Source organism: Geobacillus sp. LYN3 (assembly GCF_003064505.1).
In the GTDB taxonomy this organism is placed as follows: domain Bacteria; phylum Bacillota; class Bacilli; order Bacillales; family Anoxybacillaceae; genus Parageobacillus_B; species Parageobacillus_B toebii.
This window is the reverse complement of the sequence record NZ_QCWL01000001.1, coordinates 2,425,102-2,438,945: the sequence shown is the minus strand read 5'-3', so window position 1 is coordinate 2,438,945 and position 13,844 is coordinate 2,425,102. Positions and strand designations below refer to the sequence as shown.

Annotated in this window: 17 protein-coding genes and 1 pseudogene; all 18 read left to right on the top strand. The window is 42.4% G+C overall.

The annotated features are described in order from the left end of the window. Window positions 1-153: 153 nt before the first annotated feature. Window positions 154-1,215, top strand: coding sequence for a M24 family metallopeptidase (locus tag DCC82_RS12785; RefSeq protein WP_097354724.1), 1,062 nt, complete (start codon window positions 154-156; stop codon window positions 1,213-1,215). A 27-nt stretch (window positions 1,216-1,242) separates the two neighbouring features. Next, window positions 1,243-1,800, top strand: coding sequence for an elongation factor P (efp, locus tag DCC82_RS12780; RefSeq protein WP_015864459.1), 558 nt, complete (start codon window positions 1,243-1,245; stop codon window positions 1,798-1,800). A 406-nt stretch (window positions 1,801-2,206) separates the two neighbouring features. Then, window positions 2,207-2,488 (top strand): YqhV family protein, encoded by a 282-nt coding sequence (locus tag DCC82_RS12770; RefSeq protein ID WP_015864458.1) that lies wholly within the window; start codon window positions 2,207-2,209, stop codon window positions 2,486-2,488. Window positions 2,489-2,548: 60 nt separating this feature from the next. Next, the gene (spoIIIAA, locus tag DCC82_RS12765; RefSeq protein ID WP_015864457.1) at window positions 2,549-3,475 is read left to right on the top strand and encodes a stage III sporulation protein AA; all 927 of its coding nucleotides are present in this window, start codon (window positions 2,549-2,551) and stop codon (window positions 3,473-3,475) included. Further along, window positions 3,472-3,984: a stage III sporulation protein SpoIIIAB gene (spoIIIAB, locus tag DCC82_RS12760; protein WP_015864456.1), complete on the top strand. Its 513-nt coding sequence runs from the start codon at window positions 3,472-3,474 to the stop codon at window positions 3,982-3,984. The genes spoIIIAA and spoIIIAB overlap by 4 nt, the downstream gene beginning before the upstream one ends. A 64-nt stretch (window positions 3,985-4,048) precedes the next feature. Then, the gene (gene spoIIIAC / locus DCC82_RS12755) at window positions 4,049-4,255 is read left to right on the top strand and encodes a stage III sporulation protein AC (protein WP_015864455.1); all 207 of its coding nucleotides are present in this window, start codon (window positions 4,049-4,051) and stop codon (window positions 4,253-4,255) included. Window positions 4,256-4,276: 21 nt separating this feature from the next. Continuing rightward, window positions 4,277-4,660 carry a stage III sporulation protein AD gene (gene spoIIIAD / locus DCC82_RS12750; protein WP_062678715.1) on the top strand — a complete coding sequence of 128 codons (384 nt, stop codon included), beginning with the start codon at window positions 4,277-4,279 and terminating at the stop codon, window positions 4,658-4,660. 40 nt (window positions 4,661-4,700) lie between these two features. Further along, a complete protein-coding gene (gene spoIIIAE, locus DCC82_RS12745; protein WP_187252130.1) occupies window positions 4,701-5,849 on the top strand; it encodes a stage III sporulation protein AE in 1,149 nt (382 codons plus the stop codon). Between the two features lie 12 nt (window positions 5,850-5,861). Further along, entirely contained in the window at window positions 5,862-6,488 is a 627-nt protein-coding gene (gene spoIIIAF / locus DCC82_RS12740) for a stage III sporulation protein AF (protein WP_097354723.1), read from the top strand. Next, window positions 6,472-7,098, top strand: a complete 627-nt coding sequence (gene spoIIIAG, locus DCC82_RS12735; RefSeq protein WP_015864451.1) for a stage III sporulation protein AG — start codon at window positions 6,472-6,474, stop codon at window positions 7,096-7,098. Before spoIIIAF ends, spoIIIAG begins: the two co-directional genes overlap by 17 nt. Window positions 7,099-7,121: 23 nt before the next feature. After that, a complete protein-coding gene (locus tag DCC82_RS12730; RefSeq protein ID WP_015864450.1) occupies window positions 7,122-7,694 on the top strand; it encodes a SpoIIIAH-like family protein in 573 nt (190 codons plus the stop codon). A 147-nt stretch (window positions 7,695-7,841) separates the two neighbouring features. After that, entirely contained in the window at window positions 7,842-8,351 is a 510-nt protein-coding gene (accB, locus tag DCC82_RS12725; protein WP_015864449.1) for an acetyl-CoA carboxylase biotin carboxyl carrier protein, read from the top strand. Between the two features lie 15 nt (window positions 8,352-8,366). Next, complete coding sequence (accC, locus tag DCC82_RS12720) at window positions 8,367-9,719, top strand: acetyl-CoA carboxylase biotin carboxylase subunit (protein WP_097354722.1); 1,353 nt, start codon at window positions 8,367-8,369, stop codon at window positions 9,717-9,719. Between the two features lie 18 nt (window positions 9,720-9,737). Next, window positions 9,738-10,133, top strand: a complete 396-nt coding sequence (locus DCC82_RS12715; protein WP_015864447.1) for an Asp23/Gls24 family envelope stress response protein — start codon at window positions 9,738-9,740, stop codon at window positions 10,131-10,133. A gap of 273 nt (window positions 10,134-10,406) precedes the next feature. Continuing rightward, entirely contained in the window at window positions 10,407-10,805 is a 399-nt protein-coding gene (nusB, locus tag DCC82_RS12710) for a transcription antitermination factor NusB (protein ID WP_041269708.1), read from the top strand. A gap of 18 nt (window positions 10,806-10,823) precedes the next feature. Continuing rightward, window positions 10,824-11,687 carry a bifunctional methylenetetrahydrofolate dehydrogenase/methenyltetrahydrofolate cyclohydrolase FolD gene (gene folD, locus DCC82_RS12705; protein ID WP_062753215.1) on the top strand — a complete coding sequence of 288 codons (864 nt, stop codon included), beginning with the start codon at window positions 10,824-10,826 and terminating at the stop codon, window positions 11,685-11,687. A gap of 12 nt (window positions 11,688-11,699) precedes the next feature. Beyond that, window positions 11,700-13,067 (top strand): exodeoxyribonuclease VII large subunit, encoded by a 1,368-nt coding sequence (gene xseA, locus DCC82_RS12700; protein ID WP_187252128.1) that lies wholly within the window; start codon window positions 11,700-11,702, stop codon window positions 13,065-13,067. 177 nt (window positions 13,068-13,244) lie between these two features. Further along, window positions 13,245-13,844, top strand: a pseudogene (locus DCC82_RS12695) (IS200/IS605 family accessory protein TnpB-related protein); the annotation flags it as partial.

The window sequence follows — 13,844 nt, the reverse complement described above, 5'->3', positions numbered from 1 at the left end:
GTCAACCAGCCGAACGCGGCAGCCAATTAGGCTAGTTGCAAGCCCACGGCTTTAGCCGTTGGGTAGTTGACTGTTTTAATTTTGCCTTTGGATTAGCAGGGTAGCGGATAGCCATTTTAGCGTTATTAGACATATAGGAAGAGGAGAGTGAATATGGAAAAATTAGCAAAATTACGTGCATCGTTTGCCGAACATGGCATTGACGGAATACTTGTAACCAATCCATATAACCGTCGTTATATTACCGGTTTTACGGGTACGGCAGGCGTCGCTGTCATTAGCCAAGATAAAGCGGTATTTATTACTGATTTCCGCTATGTCGAGCAAGCGTCCAAACAAGTGCAAGGTTTTGAAATTATAAAACATACCGGACCGATTATAGAAGAAGTCGCTAAGCAAGTTGCCCGCCTCAACATTCAAAAGCTCGGTTTTGAGCAAGAAGACATTTCTTATGCAACGTTTAAAGCATATGAAAAAGAGGTTAACGCGAAACTCGTCCCGACTTCCAATGTGATTGAAAAGTTGCGCTTGATTAAGTCGGAATCAGAGATTAAGATATTAAAGGAAGCGGCGGAAATTGCCGATGCGGCATTTGAACACATTCTTTCCTTTATTCGTCCAGGCGTAAAAGAAATTGATGTGGCGAATGAGCTGGAATTTTTTATGCGCAAACAAGGTGCGACTTCCTCTTCATTTGATATCATTGTCGCATCTGGCTACCGCTCTGCATTGCCGCATGGAGTGGCAACTGATAAAGTCATTGAAAAAGGCGAGCTCGTCACCCTTGATTTTGGCGCCTATTACAAAGGATATTGTTCCGACATTACAAGAACAGTCGCAGTGGGCGAAATTAGCGACGAGTTGAAAACGATTTATGACATTGTGCTCCAAGCCCAATTGCGCGGCATGGAAGGGATTAAGCCCGGAATGACCGGAAAGGAAGCGGATGCGCTTACTCGTGATTACATTACAGAAAAAGGGTATGGAGAGTATTTTGGGCATTCGACTGGTCACGGGATTGGATTGGAGATTCATGAAGGACCGGCGCTATCAGTTCGTTCCGATGTTGTGCTCGAGCCTGGAATGGTTGTCACCGTAGAGCCGGGCATTTACATAGCGGGACTTGGCGGCGTGCGCATTGAAGATGATACGGTTGTCACCGAAAACGGTAATGAATCGCTGACTCATTCGCCAAAAGAACTGATCATTTTATAAATTTATCGTGTGGGAGGATTTTAACGGATGATTTCAGTAAACGATTTTCGTACAGGATTAACGATTGAAGTAGATGGCGATATTTGGCGTGTTATGGACTTCCAGCACGTCAAACCTGGTAAAGGTGCGGCATTTGTCCGTTCAAAACTTCGCAACCTTCGTACAGGTGCGATTCAGGAAAAAACGTTCCGCGCTGGTGAAAAAGTAAACCGCGCGCAAATCGATACGCGAAAAATGCAATATTTATATGCCAACGGCGATCAGCACGTATTTATGGATATGGAAACATACGAGCAAATCGAACTTCCGGCGAAACAAATCGAACATGAATTGAAATTTTTAAAAGAAAACATGGAAGTTTACATCATGATGTACCAAGGTGAAACGATTGGGGTAGAACTTCCAAATACTGTTGAATTAAAAGTAGTAGAAACAGAACCGGGCATTAAAGGCGATACCGCTTCTGGCGGTTCGAAGCCAGCGAAGTTAGAAACTGGTCTTGTTGTTCAAGTTCCGTTCTTTGTCAATGAAGGAGACACGTTAATTATCAACACAGCAGATGGCACATACGTTTCCCGTGCCTAACGTTGTTTGCCCCTTGCGCTTGGCGCAGGGGGTTTTTTTGTTTTTCTTTTCGTATAAAAAAGATGCACTGATGAGCATGATGCCAATGAAGACATAATTAATCGATGTCGATATATCTCTTGCTAGCAAAAAATTATGGAACAGACCAAAAATTCCGGGAACTGCAAATATACATCCAATCCAAAAGGTAATTTTCCCGAATGTAGAAAGTTTCCACATAATTTTCCCCCCTTCGTTTTCGATGATTATTTACCATCCCCCTCTTCTTCCATTATAAAACTGTTTTTGAAAATGTGTCCATATACCTCTTCTTAAGAGTTCATTGTCGCAAAAAAATCTCTTCTGAAATTCCCTGTTACGGCATACGCTTGTACTAACCATCTCATTTTTATATTAGGAGGAACAAATGAAACGGTGGCTGCAATTTATCGAACCAGCTGTTTTGTCAATGGCAGGAATGCGGTTGCTGTCGGCTGCGATAGAGATGATCGCTGCTCTTGTCATGCTACTGTTCAATGATGTCAAAAAAGCGTTGGCCGTCAATGCAATCCTTGCAGTGGTTGGACCGACTATTTTTATCATCACGATGACGATTGGCCTGCTTTCTTTAGCAGACGAGCTTTCTTTTTCGAAATTAGGTTTTATCGCTTTAGGGGTCATTCTTATTCTCATCGGTATTTATAAGTAAGTCATAAATTCGTTTTCTATCCCATACATATGAACTAGTCCATCAGGAAGGAGGAACAAAATGCAAGCCGTATGGGATATACTTCCAAAAACGATTGCTGCGATATTGCAACAACTGCCTCCTTCATGGCATGAGCAAATCGAGGAAATTCGGGTGAGAGTTCTTCGTCCATTAGAAGTGATCGTAAAAGGGAAAGCACATTTTTTGCCATATCAAGTGACTTCCGAAGATGGCATACATTTGCTCAATAAACTAAGCCAATATTCGATTTATGCCATAGAAGAAGAGCTCAAGCGAGGGTTTATTACAGTACAAGGAGGCCATCGTGTTGGACTAGCAGGAAAAGTAGTGACAGACGGCGGAAGCGTGAAAGCGATTCGCCATGTTACTTCTTTTAACATTCGAATTGCTAAGCAAAGAATCGGAATTGCCGAGCCTCTCCTTCCGTATGTGTACAATGGCCGCTGGTATAACACGATGATTATCGGTTCACCGCAAACAGGAAAAACGACACTGCTTCGTGACGCGGCGCGAATGATAAGTATGGGAATTAATGAGAAACACATTCCATCACAAAAAGTTGGCATTGTCGATGAACGTTCTGAAATTGCGGGATGTGTGAAAGGAATTCCGCAATTTGAGCTCGGAAACCGTGTTGACGTACTCGATGCATGCCCAAAAGCAGAGGGAATGATGATGATGATTCGCTCGATGAGTCCAGACGTACTAATCGTGGATGAAATTGGCCGTGCCGAAGATAGTGAAGCAATTTTAGAAGCAGTAAATGCAGGGGTATGTATATGGACAACTGTACACGGTAGAAAATGGAAGGATGTGTTTCAACGCCCCACATTGCGTCCGATTATTGAACAAGGTGTATTTGACCGATTTGTGGAATTGACAAACGAATATGGGCCAGGAACAGTAAGGCGCATTACTGATGCAAATGGGGTGGTGCTGTATGAACAGGCGGTGAGGAGCAGATGAAACTTGTCGGTGCGCTTCTTATTCTGCTGACGACAACATGGGCTGGATTTGAGGCAGCAAGAATGTTGCATGAACGCCCAAGACAGCTTCGCCAGTTAAAGGCGGCCCTGCAAGCATTAGAAGCAGAAATTATGTATGCTCATACTCCTTTATCTGAGGCAGCATTACATATTAGCAGGCAAATATCATCGCCGCTGTCCAAGCTGTTTGCACAATTCGCTGCTAAGCTGCAAGTCGGCGAAACGAGTGTGCATCAGGCATGGGAAGAAAGCCTGCAGGCGGTATGGAAGGAGACTGCGTTAAAGCAGGGGGAGTTAGAAATTATGAAACAATTCGGAGAAACGCTTGGACAGTATGATCGCCTGACACAACAAAAACAAATTGCGCTGGCGCTCGCTCATTTGGAGCGCGAAGAGGCGGATGCGCGCGAAAGGCAGGCCCGCTATGAAAAAATGGCGAAAAGTTTAGGGGTTCTTGCGGGATTGTTACTAGTGATTTTATTGATTTGAACTTTTGCTTCATAGAAGTGGGAGTCTTCTCGCCTATTTAAGATAAAACAGGAGGCAGAACAAAATGGGCATTGACGTGGATATTATTTTTAAAATCGCCGGGGTCGGGATTGTTGTGGCGTTTTTGCATACGGTGCTCGATCAAATGGGGAAGAAGGAATACGCTCAATGGGTGACGCTTCTTGGTTTCATTTACATTTTATTTATGGTCGCCTCGATTGTCAGCGACTTGTTTCAAAAAATTAAAGATGTGTTTTTGTTTCAAGGTTAGGGGGGAGCGGCGATTGAAATTTTGCAAATTGTCGGTCTTGGCTTAATTGCAACGTTTTTAGTGGTGTTATTGAAAGAACATAAATCAAGTGTGGCGTTTTTACTGACGGTATTTGTAGGATGTGTTATTTTCCTTTTCCTCATCGATAAAATTAGCGAGATTTTGCGTATGTTACAAAAAATGGCATCTGATACAAAAATAAATATGATTTATTTTGAAACGATTTTAAAAATTGTTGGTATTGCTTACATTGCCGAATTTGCCGCCCAAATTTCGAAAGATGCTGGCCAGGGAGCAATTGCTTCCAAAATCGAACTTGGCGGGAAAATTATTATTTTGGCGCTGGCCATTCCGATTTTGACAGCCATTATTGAAACGGTAATCGGTTTAATTCCTTCGTCATAACGTGAGAATGGGAGGTGATGGATTGAAAGAAAAAGTAGTCATGGTCGTCGGCTTATTTTTCTTCTTTTTATCGCCATTTGTTGTACAAGCTTCTTCGCCGAATGATCAACTTGTGCAAAAGCAAATGGAACAGCTGGATATAAGTGAAATTCGTCAATATTGGGAAGATATTGTGACAAAATACGGAGGATTTTTGCCAGAAAGCCAAAAAGGGTCGATTGCCGAGTTTTTAAGCGGGGAAAAACAATTATCACTAAAAGAATGGCTGATCGCGTTTGGAAAATTTCTTTTTTATGAATTACAAGCAAACGGAAAGCTGCTTGGTACCTTAATTTTATTAACGGTATTTAGCATGGTGCTGCAATCATTGCAAAACGCATTTGAACAACAGACCGTCAGCAAAGTTGCCTACGCGGTTGTTTATATGGTGCTCCTTATTATTGCGTTAAATAGTTTTCGGGTGGCGATGGATTACGCATTGGACGCTGTCCAGACGATGAGTCATTTTATGATCGCGATGATTCCGCTGTTGTTGGCGCTGCTAGCTTCTTCAGGGGGAGTAATATCCGCGGCATTTTTCCATCCTATTATTCTTTTTCTGATGAATACGACGGGAACGATTGTGGAATACGTAACGTTGCCTCTTTTATTTTTAGCTGCGCTTTTAAGCATTGTCAGTACGTTAACCGATCATTATAAAGTAACACAGCTTGCTGAATTGCTCACGAAAGTTGGGATTGGAATACTTGGTGTGATTTTGACGATTTTTCTTGGTGTCATGTCTGTGAAAGGAGCAACGTCAGCGATTGCCGATGGCATTGCATTGCGGACGGCAAAATTTGTGACGGGGAATTTTATCCCGGTCGTTGGAAAAATGTTTACCGATGCAGCGGATACGGTAGTGACAGCTTCGATGTTATTGAAAAATACAGTTGGCATCGTCGGTGTTGTCATTTTATTTATCATCGCGGCGTTTCCGGCGCTTAAAATTTTTGCCATTGCGTTTATTTATAAGGTTTCCGCAGCGGTGATGCAGCCGCTTGGAGGGGGACCGGTCATTTCTTGTCTTAGTATTATGAGCAAAAGCATTGCGTATGTTTTCGCTTCTCTTGCGATCGTATCGCTTATGTTTTTCCTCAGTTTAACTATTATCATTACAGCAGGAAACATCACGATGATGGTTCGTTAGAGGGGGAAAGCAATGCAAATTGTGATCGAATGGGTTACAAATATTCTTATTTTCATTTTATTTGCTACGATGATCGATTTACTGCTTCCATCTAGCAATATGCAAAAATATGTAAAAATGGTCGTTGGACTGATTTTGCTTTTGCTTATGTTGTCTCCGATTTTAAAATTGTTGTCCATCGATCCGGATCAATGGTTCGCCTCGATTATATCAGAAAAGGGGAGTCAACAAGAAATGATGAAAAATGAAATTGAAATGAAGAAAAAAGAAATACAAGCCTCACAACGTGCATATATTTTAGAACAAATGGCTGTCCAGATGAAAAACAAGGTGGATGAGGAGTTGATGAAAGAATATGGATTAAGCGTGGAGGACGTCTCTCTTCAAACAAAAGAAAAAGAGAATTTACAAATTCCAAAAGATATTGAAACGATTGAAGTAGTGCTGACAAAACAGGAGAAGCTGGGAGAAATTCAGCCTGTTATTATTGACACATCAAAGCCGATCAATGAACCAAACAATGATCACCAACTTGAAAAAGAAATACGCACATTTTTAGCAACAACATGGGAAGTAGATGAAAATAAAATTGCCGTGCAAGTAAAGGGGAGGGAATGGGGGGATGCTCGAGGTCATTAAACGATTGTTTTTGTCCACCAAAAAAGAAGCTGGAGAACAGAAGCGAACGCCGTTTTCGTATGTGTTTCTCTTATTATTAGCAGGGATTGCATTAATGGTGATGAGCCACTTCTCTAAAGAAGAAGTTACGCCAACAATCAAAGGAAAAGTAGAAGAGCCGCAACAAGCAGAACCAGTATTTGGACAAAAACAAGATACGAAATCAAAAATCATCGCCGCTTATGAACAACGTTACGAAGAACAGCTGAAAACCGCATTGGAAGCTATCGAAGGGGTTGAAGATGTGACCGTCGTCGTCAATATTGACACAACGGAAACGAAAATATTGGAGAAAAATCGCGTCACTCAACAACAAACAACAGAGGAAACGGATCGCGAAGGTGGAAAGCGAAAAATTGAAAACCATTCTACTAATGAACAAGTCGTTATCGTTCGCGATGGGGAGAACGAAACGCCGATCGTACTGACAACGAAAAAACCGGAAATTCGAGGGGTATTAGTAGTGGCGAAAGGCGCTGATAACTTACAAATAAAAAAATGGATTGTTGAGGCAGTGACGCGCGTTTTAAATGTTCCAAGCTATCGTGTTGCTGTATTGCCGAAAAAATAATACGTTGTGGGGAGGATGGTTGTATGTTAAAGAGACAAACCGTTTGGCTATTAACGATGCTAAGTTTAGTCGTTGTGTTATCCGTTTATTATGTAACGGCCCCGAAAGACATGAATGACGATATGGCTTTTACGAATAATGAAAATGTGACAAAGCAGCAAGTAAATGATAAAGAAAAGGCAGACGTAGCGGTGGAAGAAATGGAAACAAAAGATGGGAAAGTCACTTCCAGCGTTTCAAGCGATGATGTATTTACTGCTCTTCGCATGCAAATTGAGGATGAACGAAGCCGGTTGCGCGACCAATTAAATGATATTGTTGCTTCCGCAAACGCAACCGCACAGCAAAAAAGCGAAGCAATGGATAAAATTGAAAAGCTAGAGGCGTTAGCGGAAAAAGAGGCGACATTAGAAACATTAATCAAATCAAAAGGTGGGTATAATGATGTGTTGGTGCGCGCTGAAGATGATCAAGTGCGTGTGACAATTAAAGCGAAAAAGCATTCTGCGCAATCTGCCAATGATGTTATTCATATGGTAAAAAGTGAAATTCCGGAAGTCGATAATGTGACTGTCGAATTCCAACCAGCTGGATAATGAAAAACAGCTGCTCTACAAAGGGCAGCTTATTTTTATGATAAAAAAACCGTTTTATTGTATAATCATTATGTGTATAATCGTTATGAATGGATTTTATAATAACGAATTCATAATCTGAACAACGGAAAGAAAGGTGTGGAGAAAATGAAAATCCAAGAAATTCGCGAACTGATTCGTCTCATTGATCAATCAAACATCGAAGAATTTGTTTACGAACATGATGGAACAAAAGTACATATGAAAAAACCAACCAAAGAAGCACTGGTTCAAGCGACGGTTCAACCAGCAGTGGAACAAGCAGCAAAGCCGGTAATAGAGGAAGTAAAACCGCAAGCGCCAACACAGCCAGTTGCTTCGCCAACAGAAGTGAAACAACAAGAATCACCAAAACAAGAAGTAAAAAATACAGAAAATTTACATAAAATCACTTCGCCGATGGTTGGCACATTTTATGCAGCTCCATCGCCAGACGCACCTCCATACGTGAAAGTGGGCGATAAAGTAAAAACAGATACGGTCGTTTGTATTATTGAAGCGATGAAGCTATTTAACGAAATCGAAGCAGAGGTAAATGGAGAGATCGTTGAAGTGCTTGTTGAAAACGGGCAGCTTGTTGAGTATGGACAACCTCTATTTCTTGTGAAACCGGAATAAGGGAGAGAACGAGCGATGATTAAAAAAGTATTAATTGCCAATCGCGGAGAAATCGCCGTTCGAATTATTCGTGCTTGCAAAGAGCTTGGAATTGAAACGGTTGCCGTTTTTTCAGAAGCAGATTGCGATGCGCTTCACGTACAGCTTGCGGATGAAGCGTATTGCATTGGTCCGACAGCATCAAAAGATAGTTATTTAAACTTTACCAATATCATGAGTGTGGCTACGTTGACGGGCTGCGATGCGATTCACCCAGGGTACGGGTTTTTAGCCGAAAATGCCGCGTTTGCTGAGCTATGCCGCGAATGCAATATCACGTTTATCGGTCCAAGCCCGGAAGCGATTACAAAAATGGGAATTAAAGATGTTGCTCGTGAAACGATGCGGGAGGCTGGCGTACCAATCGTTCCAGGTTCGAAAGGAATTATTGAAAGTGTGGATGAAGCGATTGCTTTAGCGAACGAAATCGGCTATCCGGTCATCATTAAAGCGACAGCAGGCGGAGGCGGAAAAGGAATTCGCGTGGCAAGAAACGAGCAAGAGCTTGTTAAAGGAATTAACATTACACAGCAAGAGGCAGCCACAGCGTTTGGAAATCCAGGTGTATACATAGAGAAATACATTGAAGACTTCCGTCATGTTGAAATTCAAGTGCTTGCTGATTCATATGGAAATATCATCCATCTTGGTGAACGTGACTGCTCGATTCAACGCCGTCTGCAAAAGCTTGTTGAGGAAGCACCATCGCCGGCGCTTGACGAGGAAACGCGTCAAAAAATGGGACAAGCAGCAGTGCAAGCGGCGCGCGCCGTCAATTATACCGGCGCTGGTACGGTAGAATTTATTTATGACCATAACGAGAAAAAATTTTACTTCATGGAAATGAATACGCGCATTCAAGTGGAGCATCCGGTCACAGAGTTAATTACCGGAGTAGATTTAATTAAAGAACAAATTCGCATTGCTTCAGGAGAAAAGCTGTCGCTTACCCAAGATGAAGTGACGTTTAACGGATGGGCCATTGAATGTCGGATCAATGCGGAAAATCCAGAGAAAAACTTTATGCCATCACCTGGAAAAATCAATATGTACTTGCCTCCAGGCGGTTTAGGTGTACGGGTTGACTCCGCGGCATATCCAGGCTATACGATTCCGCCTTATTACGATTCGATGATTGCCAAATTGATCGTACACGCCCCTACCCGTGAGGAAGCAATCGCCCGCATGAAGCGAGCATTAAGCGAGTTTATCATTGATGGTATTCATACAACGATTCCGTTTCACATAAAATTATTCGAGCACGAAAAATTCGTAAAAGGCGAGTTTAATACGAAATTTCTGGAGTTATATGATATTATGAAATCATAATAACAGGAGGTGTGTACGATGTCAGAACATATTTTTGAGATGGAGCAAGAACAAGGCGGATTAGGAAAAGTGGAAATTGCGCCTGAAGTCATTGAAGTCATCGCCGGCATCGCTGCAAGTGAAGTAGAAGGAATTGCGCAAATGCGGGGGAACTTTGCTGCCGGTGTTGTCGAACGCTTTGGAAAGAAAAATCATGGAAAAGGCGTAAAAGTGGATTTAAGAGAAGAAGGTGTTGCGATCGACATTTATTGTCTCATTCAATTTGGCGTTTCGATTCCAAATGTAGCGAAAAAAGTTCAAGAAAACGTTCGCCAGGCTCTCTTTAACATGACAGGGCTTGAAGCGAGCGAAGTGAATGTTCATATTGTTGGAATTCAGTTTGATGGAGGAAAAGAACAAGAAGCAGAACAATAAGAATGCAGGGCACATTCGCTTAGCGATGGTGCCCCTTTGTATTTTTGCTGAAAGTTTGTTATTGTAATGAACGGGCCTTTTTTATGGAGAGGAAGATGCAGGAAAAAAGATGATTGCCCAATGAAAAACTTCCATTTTGACATAGGAACGATCGGAAAATGAACCGCTAAAAAATGGAGCTAATGATTTGTGTGAATAATAGTATCGTTTATCCGAAAAATATGATATGATCATCATATAAATGTTCGTGTTTGAGGGAAGGAGGCGAAAATGATGAAGCGGCATGAAGCGAGAGAAAAGGCGTTGCAGGCGCTATTTCAAGTTGATGTAGGGCATATACCTCCAGAGGAAGCGCTGCAAAACGTAACAGGTGGCAAAGAGGTCGACCCATTTTTACGTCAGCTTGTCATTGGTGTTACAGAGCATCAAGAAGAAATTGATGCATTGCTGCGCGCTAATCTTGAAAAATGGACGTTAGAGCGTGTTGCCAACGTTGACCGGGCGATTTTGCGGATGGCGACATATGAAATGAAATATGTCGATGATGTTCCGGTTAAAGTGAGTTTAGATGAGGCGGTCGAATTAGCGAAAAAATTTGGCGACACGAAATCAGGCCGTTTTGTAAACGGTGTGCTTTCAAAAGTGAAAGATGCGTTACATATTCAAGAATAGAGAGGGGAAATGGAAACGATGACAGCACAAATCATTAGCGGTGCAGAATTGGCAAAAGAAAAACGGATGCAATTAGCCAAAGAGGTAGAACAGCTTAAACGTGAAGGAATCGAACCAGGATTGGCAGTGATTCTTGTCGGCGATGATCCTGCTTCTCATTCCTATGTAAAGGGGAAACAAAAAGCGTGTGCGGAAGTCGGAATTCGTTCTACATTGTTAACATTTCCAGCTACCATTACAGAAGAATTTTTATTGGAGAAAATAAAAGAATTGAACGAAGATCCTTCTGTACACGGCATTTTAGTGCAGCTTCCGCTTCCAAAGCATATTAACGAATTAAAAGTAATTGAAACGATTTCACCTGAAAAAGATGTAGATGGGTTTCATCCGATCAATGTAGGAAGAATGATGGTTGGGCAAAAAGCGTTTCTCCCCTGCACGCCACATGGCATTTTAGTGATGGTAAAGTCCATCGGAGTGGATATCGCTGGAAAACACGTTGTGGTCGTTGGCCGCAGCAATATCGTCGGCAAACCGGTCGGACAATTATTTTTGCGCGAACATGCGACTGTCACGTACTGCCATTCAAAAACAAAAGATTTAGCGTCTATTACGCGCCAAGCAGATATTTTAATTGTTGCTGTAGGCAAAGCGCGTCTTATTGGTGCGGAACATGTGAAACAAGGGGCCATCGTCATTGATGTTGGCGTCAACCGGTTAGAAAACGGAAAACTTTGCGGCGATGTCAACTTTGATGAAGTAAAGGAAGTGGCAAGCTATATCACGCCGGTTCCAAAAGGGGTCGGACCGATGACGATTACAATGTTGCTTCATAACACGATCGAAGCGGCAAAAGAACGTGCGCATCGGGAAGTTCACTAATAAGCGAGGGTTATGCTTGTGGCAGAAGTAAAATATGTAACCGTTGGAGCGTTGACAAAATATATTAAGCGCAAATTTGAAGTAGATCCGCATTTACGCGACTTATGGATCAAAGGGGAAATTTCTAATTTTAAATACCACTCGCGCGGACATATGTATTTTACGTTAAAAGATGAACAGGCCCGCATTCAAGCGGTCATGTTCGCTGGATATAATCAATATTTAAGCTTTCGTCCGGAAGATGGCATGAAAGTGCTCGTTCGCGGCGAAATTTCGGTGTACGAGCCGAGCGGAAACTATCAAATTTATGTGAAAGAAATGCAGCCAGAAGGAATCGGAAATTTATATTTGGCGTACGAACAACTAAAAAAGCGGCTGGAGGCAGAAGGACTGTTTTCGCCAGAGCATAAAAAGCCGATTCCTGCGTTTCCACGCTATATTGGTGTAGTCACTTCCCCGACCGGCGCGGCGATTCGCGATATTATGACGACGATTCGCCGCCGCTACCCAATTGCGACAGTGATTTTATTTCCGACGCTCGTTCAGGGGGAACAAGCTGCAGAATCCATCGTTCGCTCTATTGAAAAAGCAAACGAGCTTGGCTACATCGATGTGCTTATTGTCGGACGTGGAGGCGGTTCGATCGAAGAGTTATGGGCGTTTAATGAAGAAATAGTCGCCCGTGCGATTTTTGCTTCCGAAGTGCCGATTATTTCCGCGGTTGGACACGAAACGGATTTTACGATTGCCGATTTTGTTGCCGATTTGCGCGCCCCAACCCCAACCGGTGCTGCGGAACTGGCGGTGCCGCATATTGCGGAATTGATGGAACGGATTTCACAACGAAAATTGCGGTTAATGCGCGCGATGAAAGAAAAAATAGCGACAGAATCCGATCGTCTTTTGCGCTTGCAAAAATCGTATGCGTTTCGTTATCCAGAAAAACTATATGAACAAAAGGAACAGCAATTAGACTCTTTGCTAGAACGTCTCGAACGTCATACAGAACGGCTTTTTGATAAAAAACGCGAACGGCTCGAGCAGCTTCGCTTGAAATTGTTGCGGCATCACCCGAACGAACAGTTATCAAGAATGAAAGAAAAACACGAATCTCTTACTAAATCATTGGAAAAAGAGATGCGCTCCCATATTCATCATCAACAGCTTCGTTTTACGTCTCTCGTTTCACATTTGCATGCGCTTAGTCCGCTCAAAATTATGGAGAGAGGTTATAGCTTAGTTTATAATGAAAAAAAGGAACTTGTAAAAAGCATTCGCCAGCTTCAACTAGGAGATACGATTCAAGTGCGTTTGCAAGATGGGCAAATTGATTGTCATGTATGGGGAATGGAGGAGAAGCAGTTTGTTAAACCTCTATAAAATTATGTAAATATCTCCTGTTATTGAACGTAAAGAGGTGGATGTTCTCCATCTTTTCCATCGTCCCTTGTCTTTTAATAAAAAATTCCCTCCCCCTTCCGTATGTAAAAAAGGAAATGAAGAAAAGTTGGCGAATATATGTTCTTAAGTATCCAAACGAAGGGGGAAGGCAAGGGGATGAAAACGGTTCGGGGGATGAAAATCGTTTCTCATGATGAATTACAACTTCGTTCATTAGATGAGTTAATGCGCGTCTTTGGTTCCGCGAAGCGATATGCGTTTAATCGTTTGCTGGAGGGAAGGAACGCAAAAGACATCATCCAGCACCTTCCGCGCCAATTTCGGCTCAACAAACGGTTTGCCGAAGATGCGGTCTTGCTTGCTCAATCGCTGATTTCTTCCCAACGTGAGTTGCTTCCAATGCGCTTGGAGGATGTGCAGGCGAAAATTGAAAAAACCGAAAAGAAAATCGATGAGTACCAACATGGACGAAAAACACCGAAAAAAGTCGATCTTCCAACATGTTTAGCCGGATTACACCGACGATTAGAAAAACTCAAATCCAAAGAAGAGGAGCTAAAGCACCATCTCGACCATGGAACGATTCCACGTGTGATTTTTGGCGGAAAACAAAACTTTTACAAGCGCTTGAAAGGAAACATCACGAACGAAGAATGGAAAGATTTGCGCTCGAATCAGTTGTACGCCAGAGGCGATAAAAGCAAAAAAGGGAATTTGAATATTCGCCTCACCTATGACGACAAGACGTACCAATGT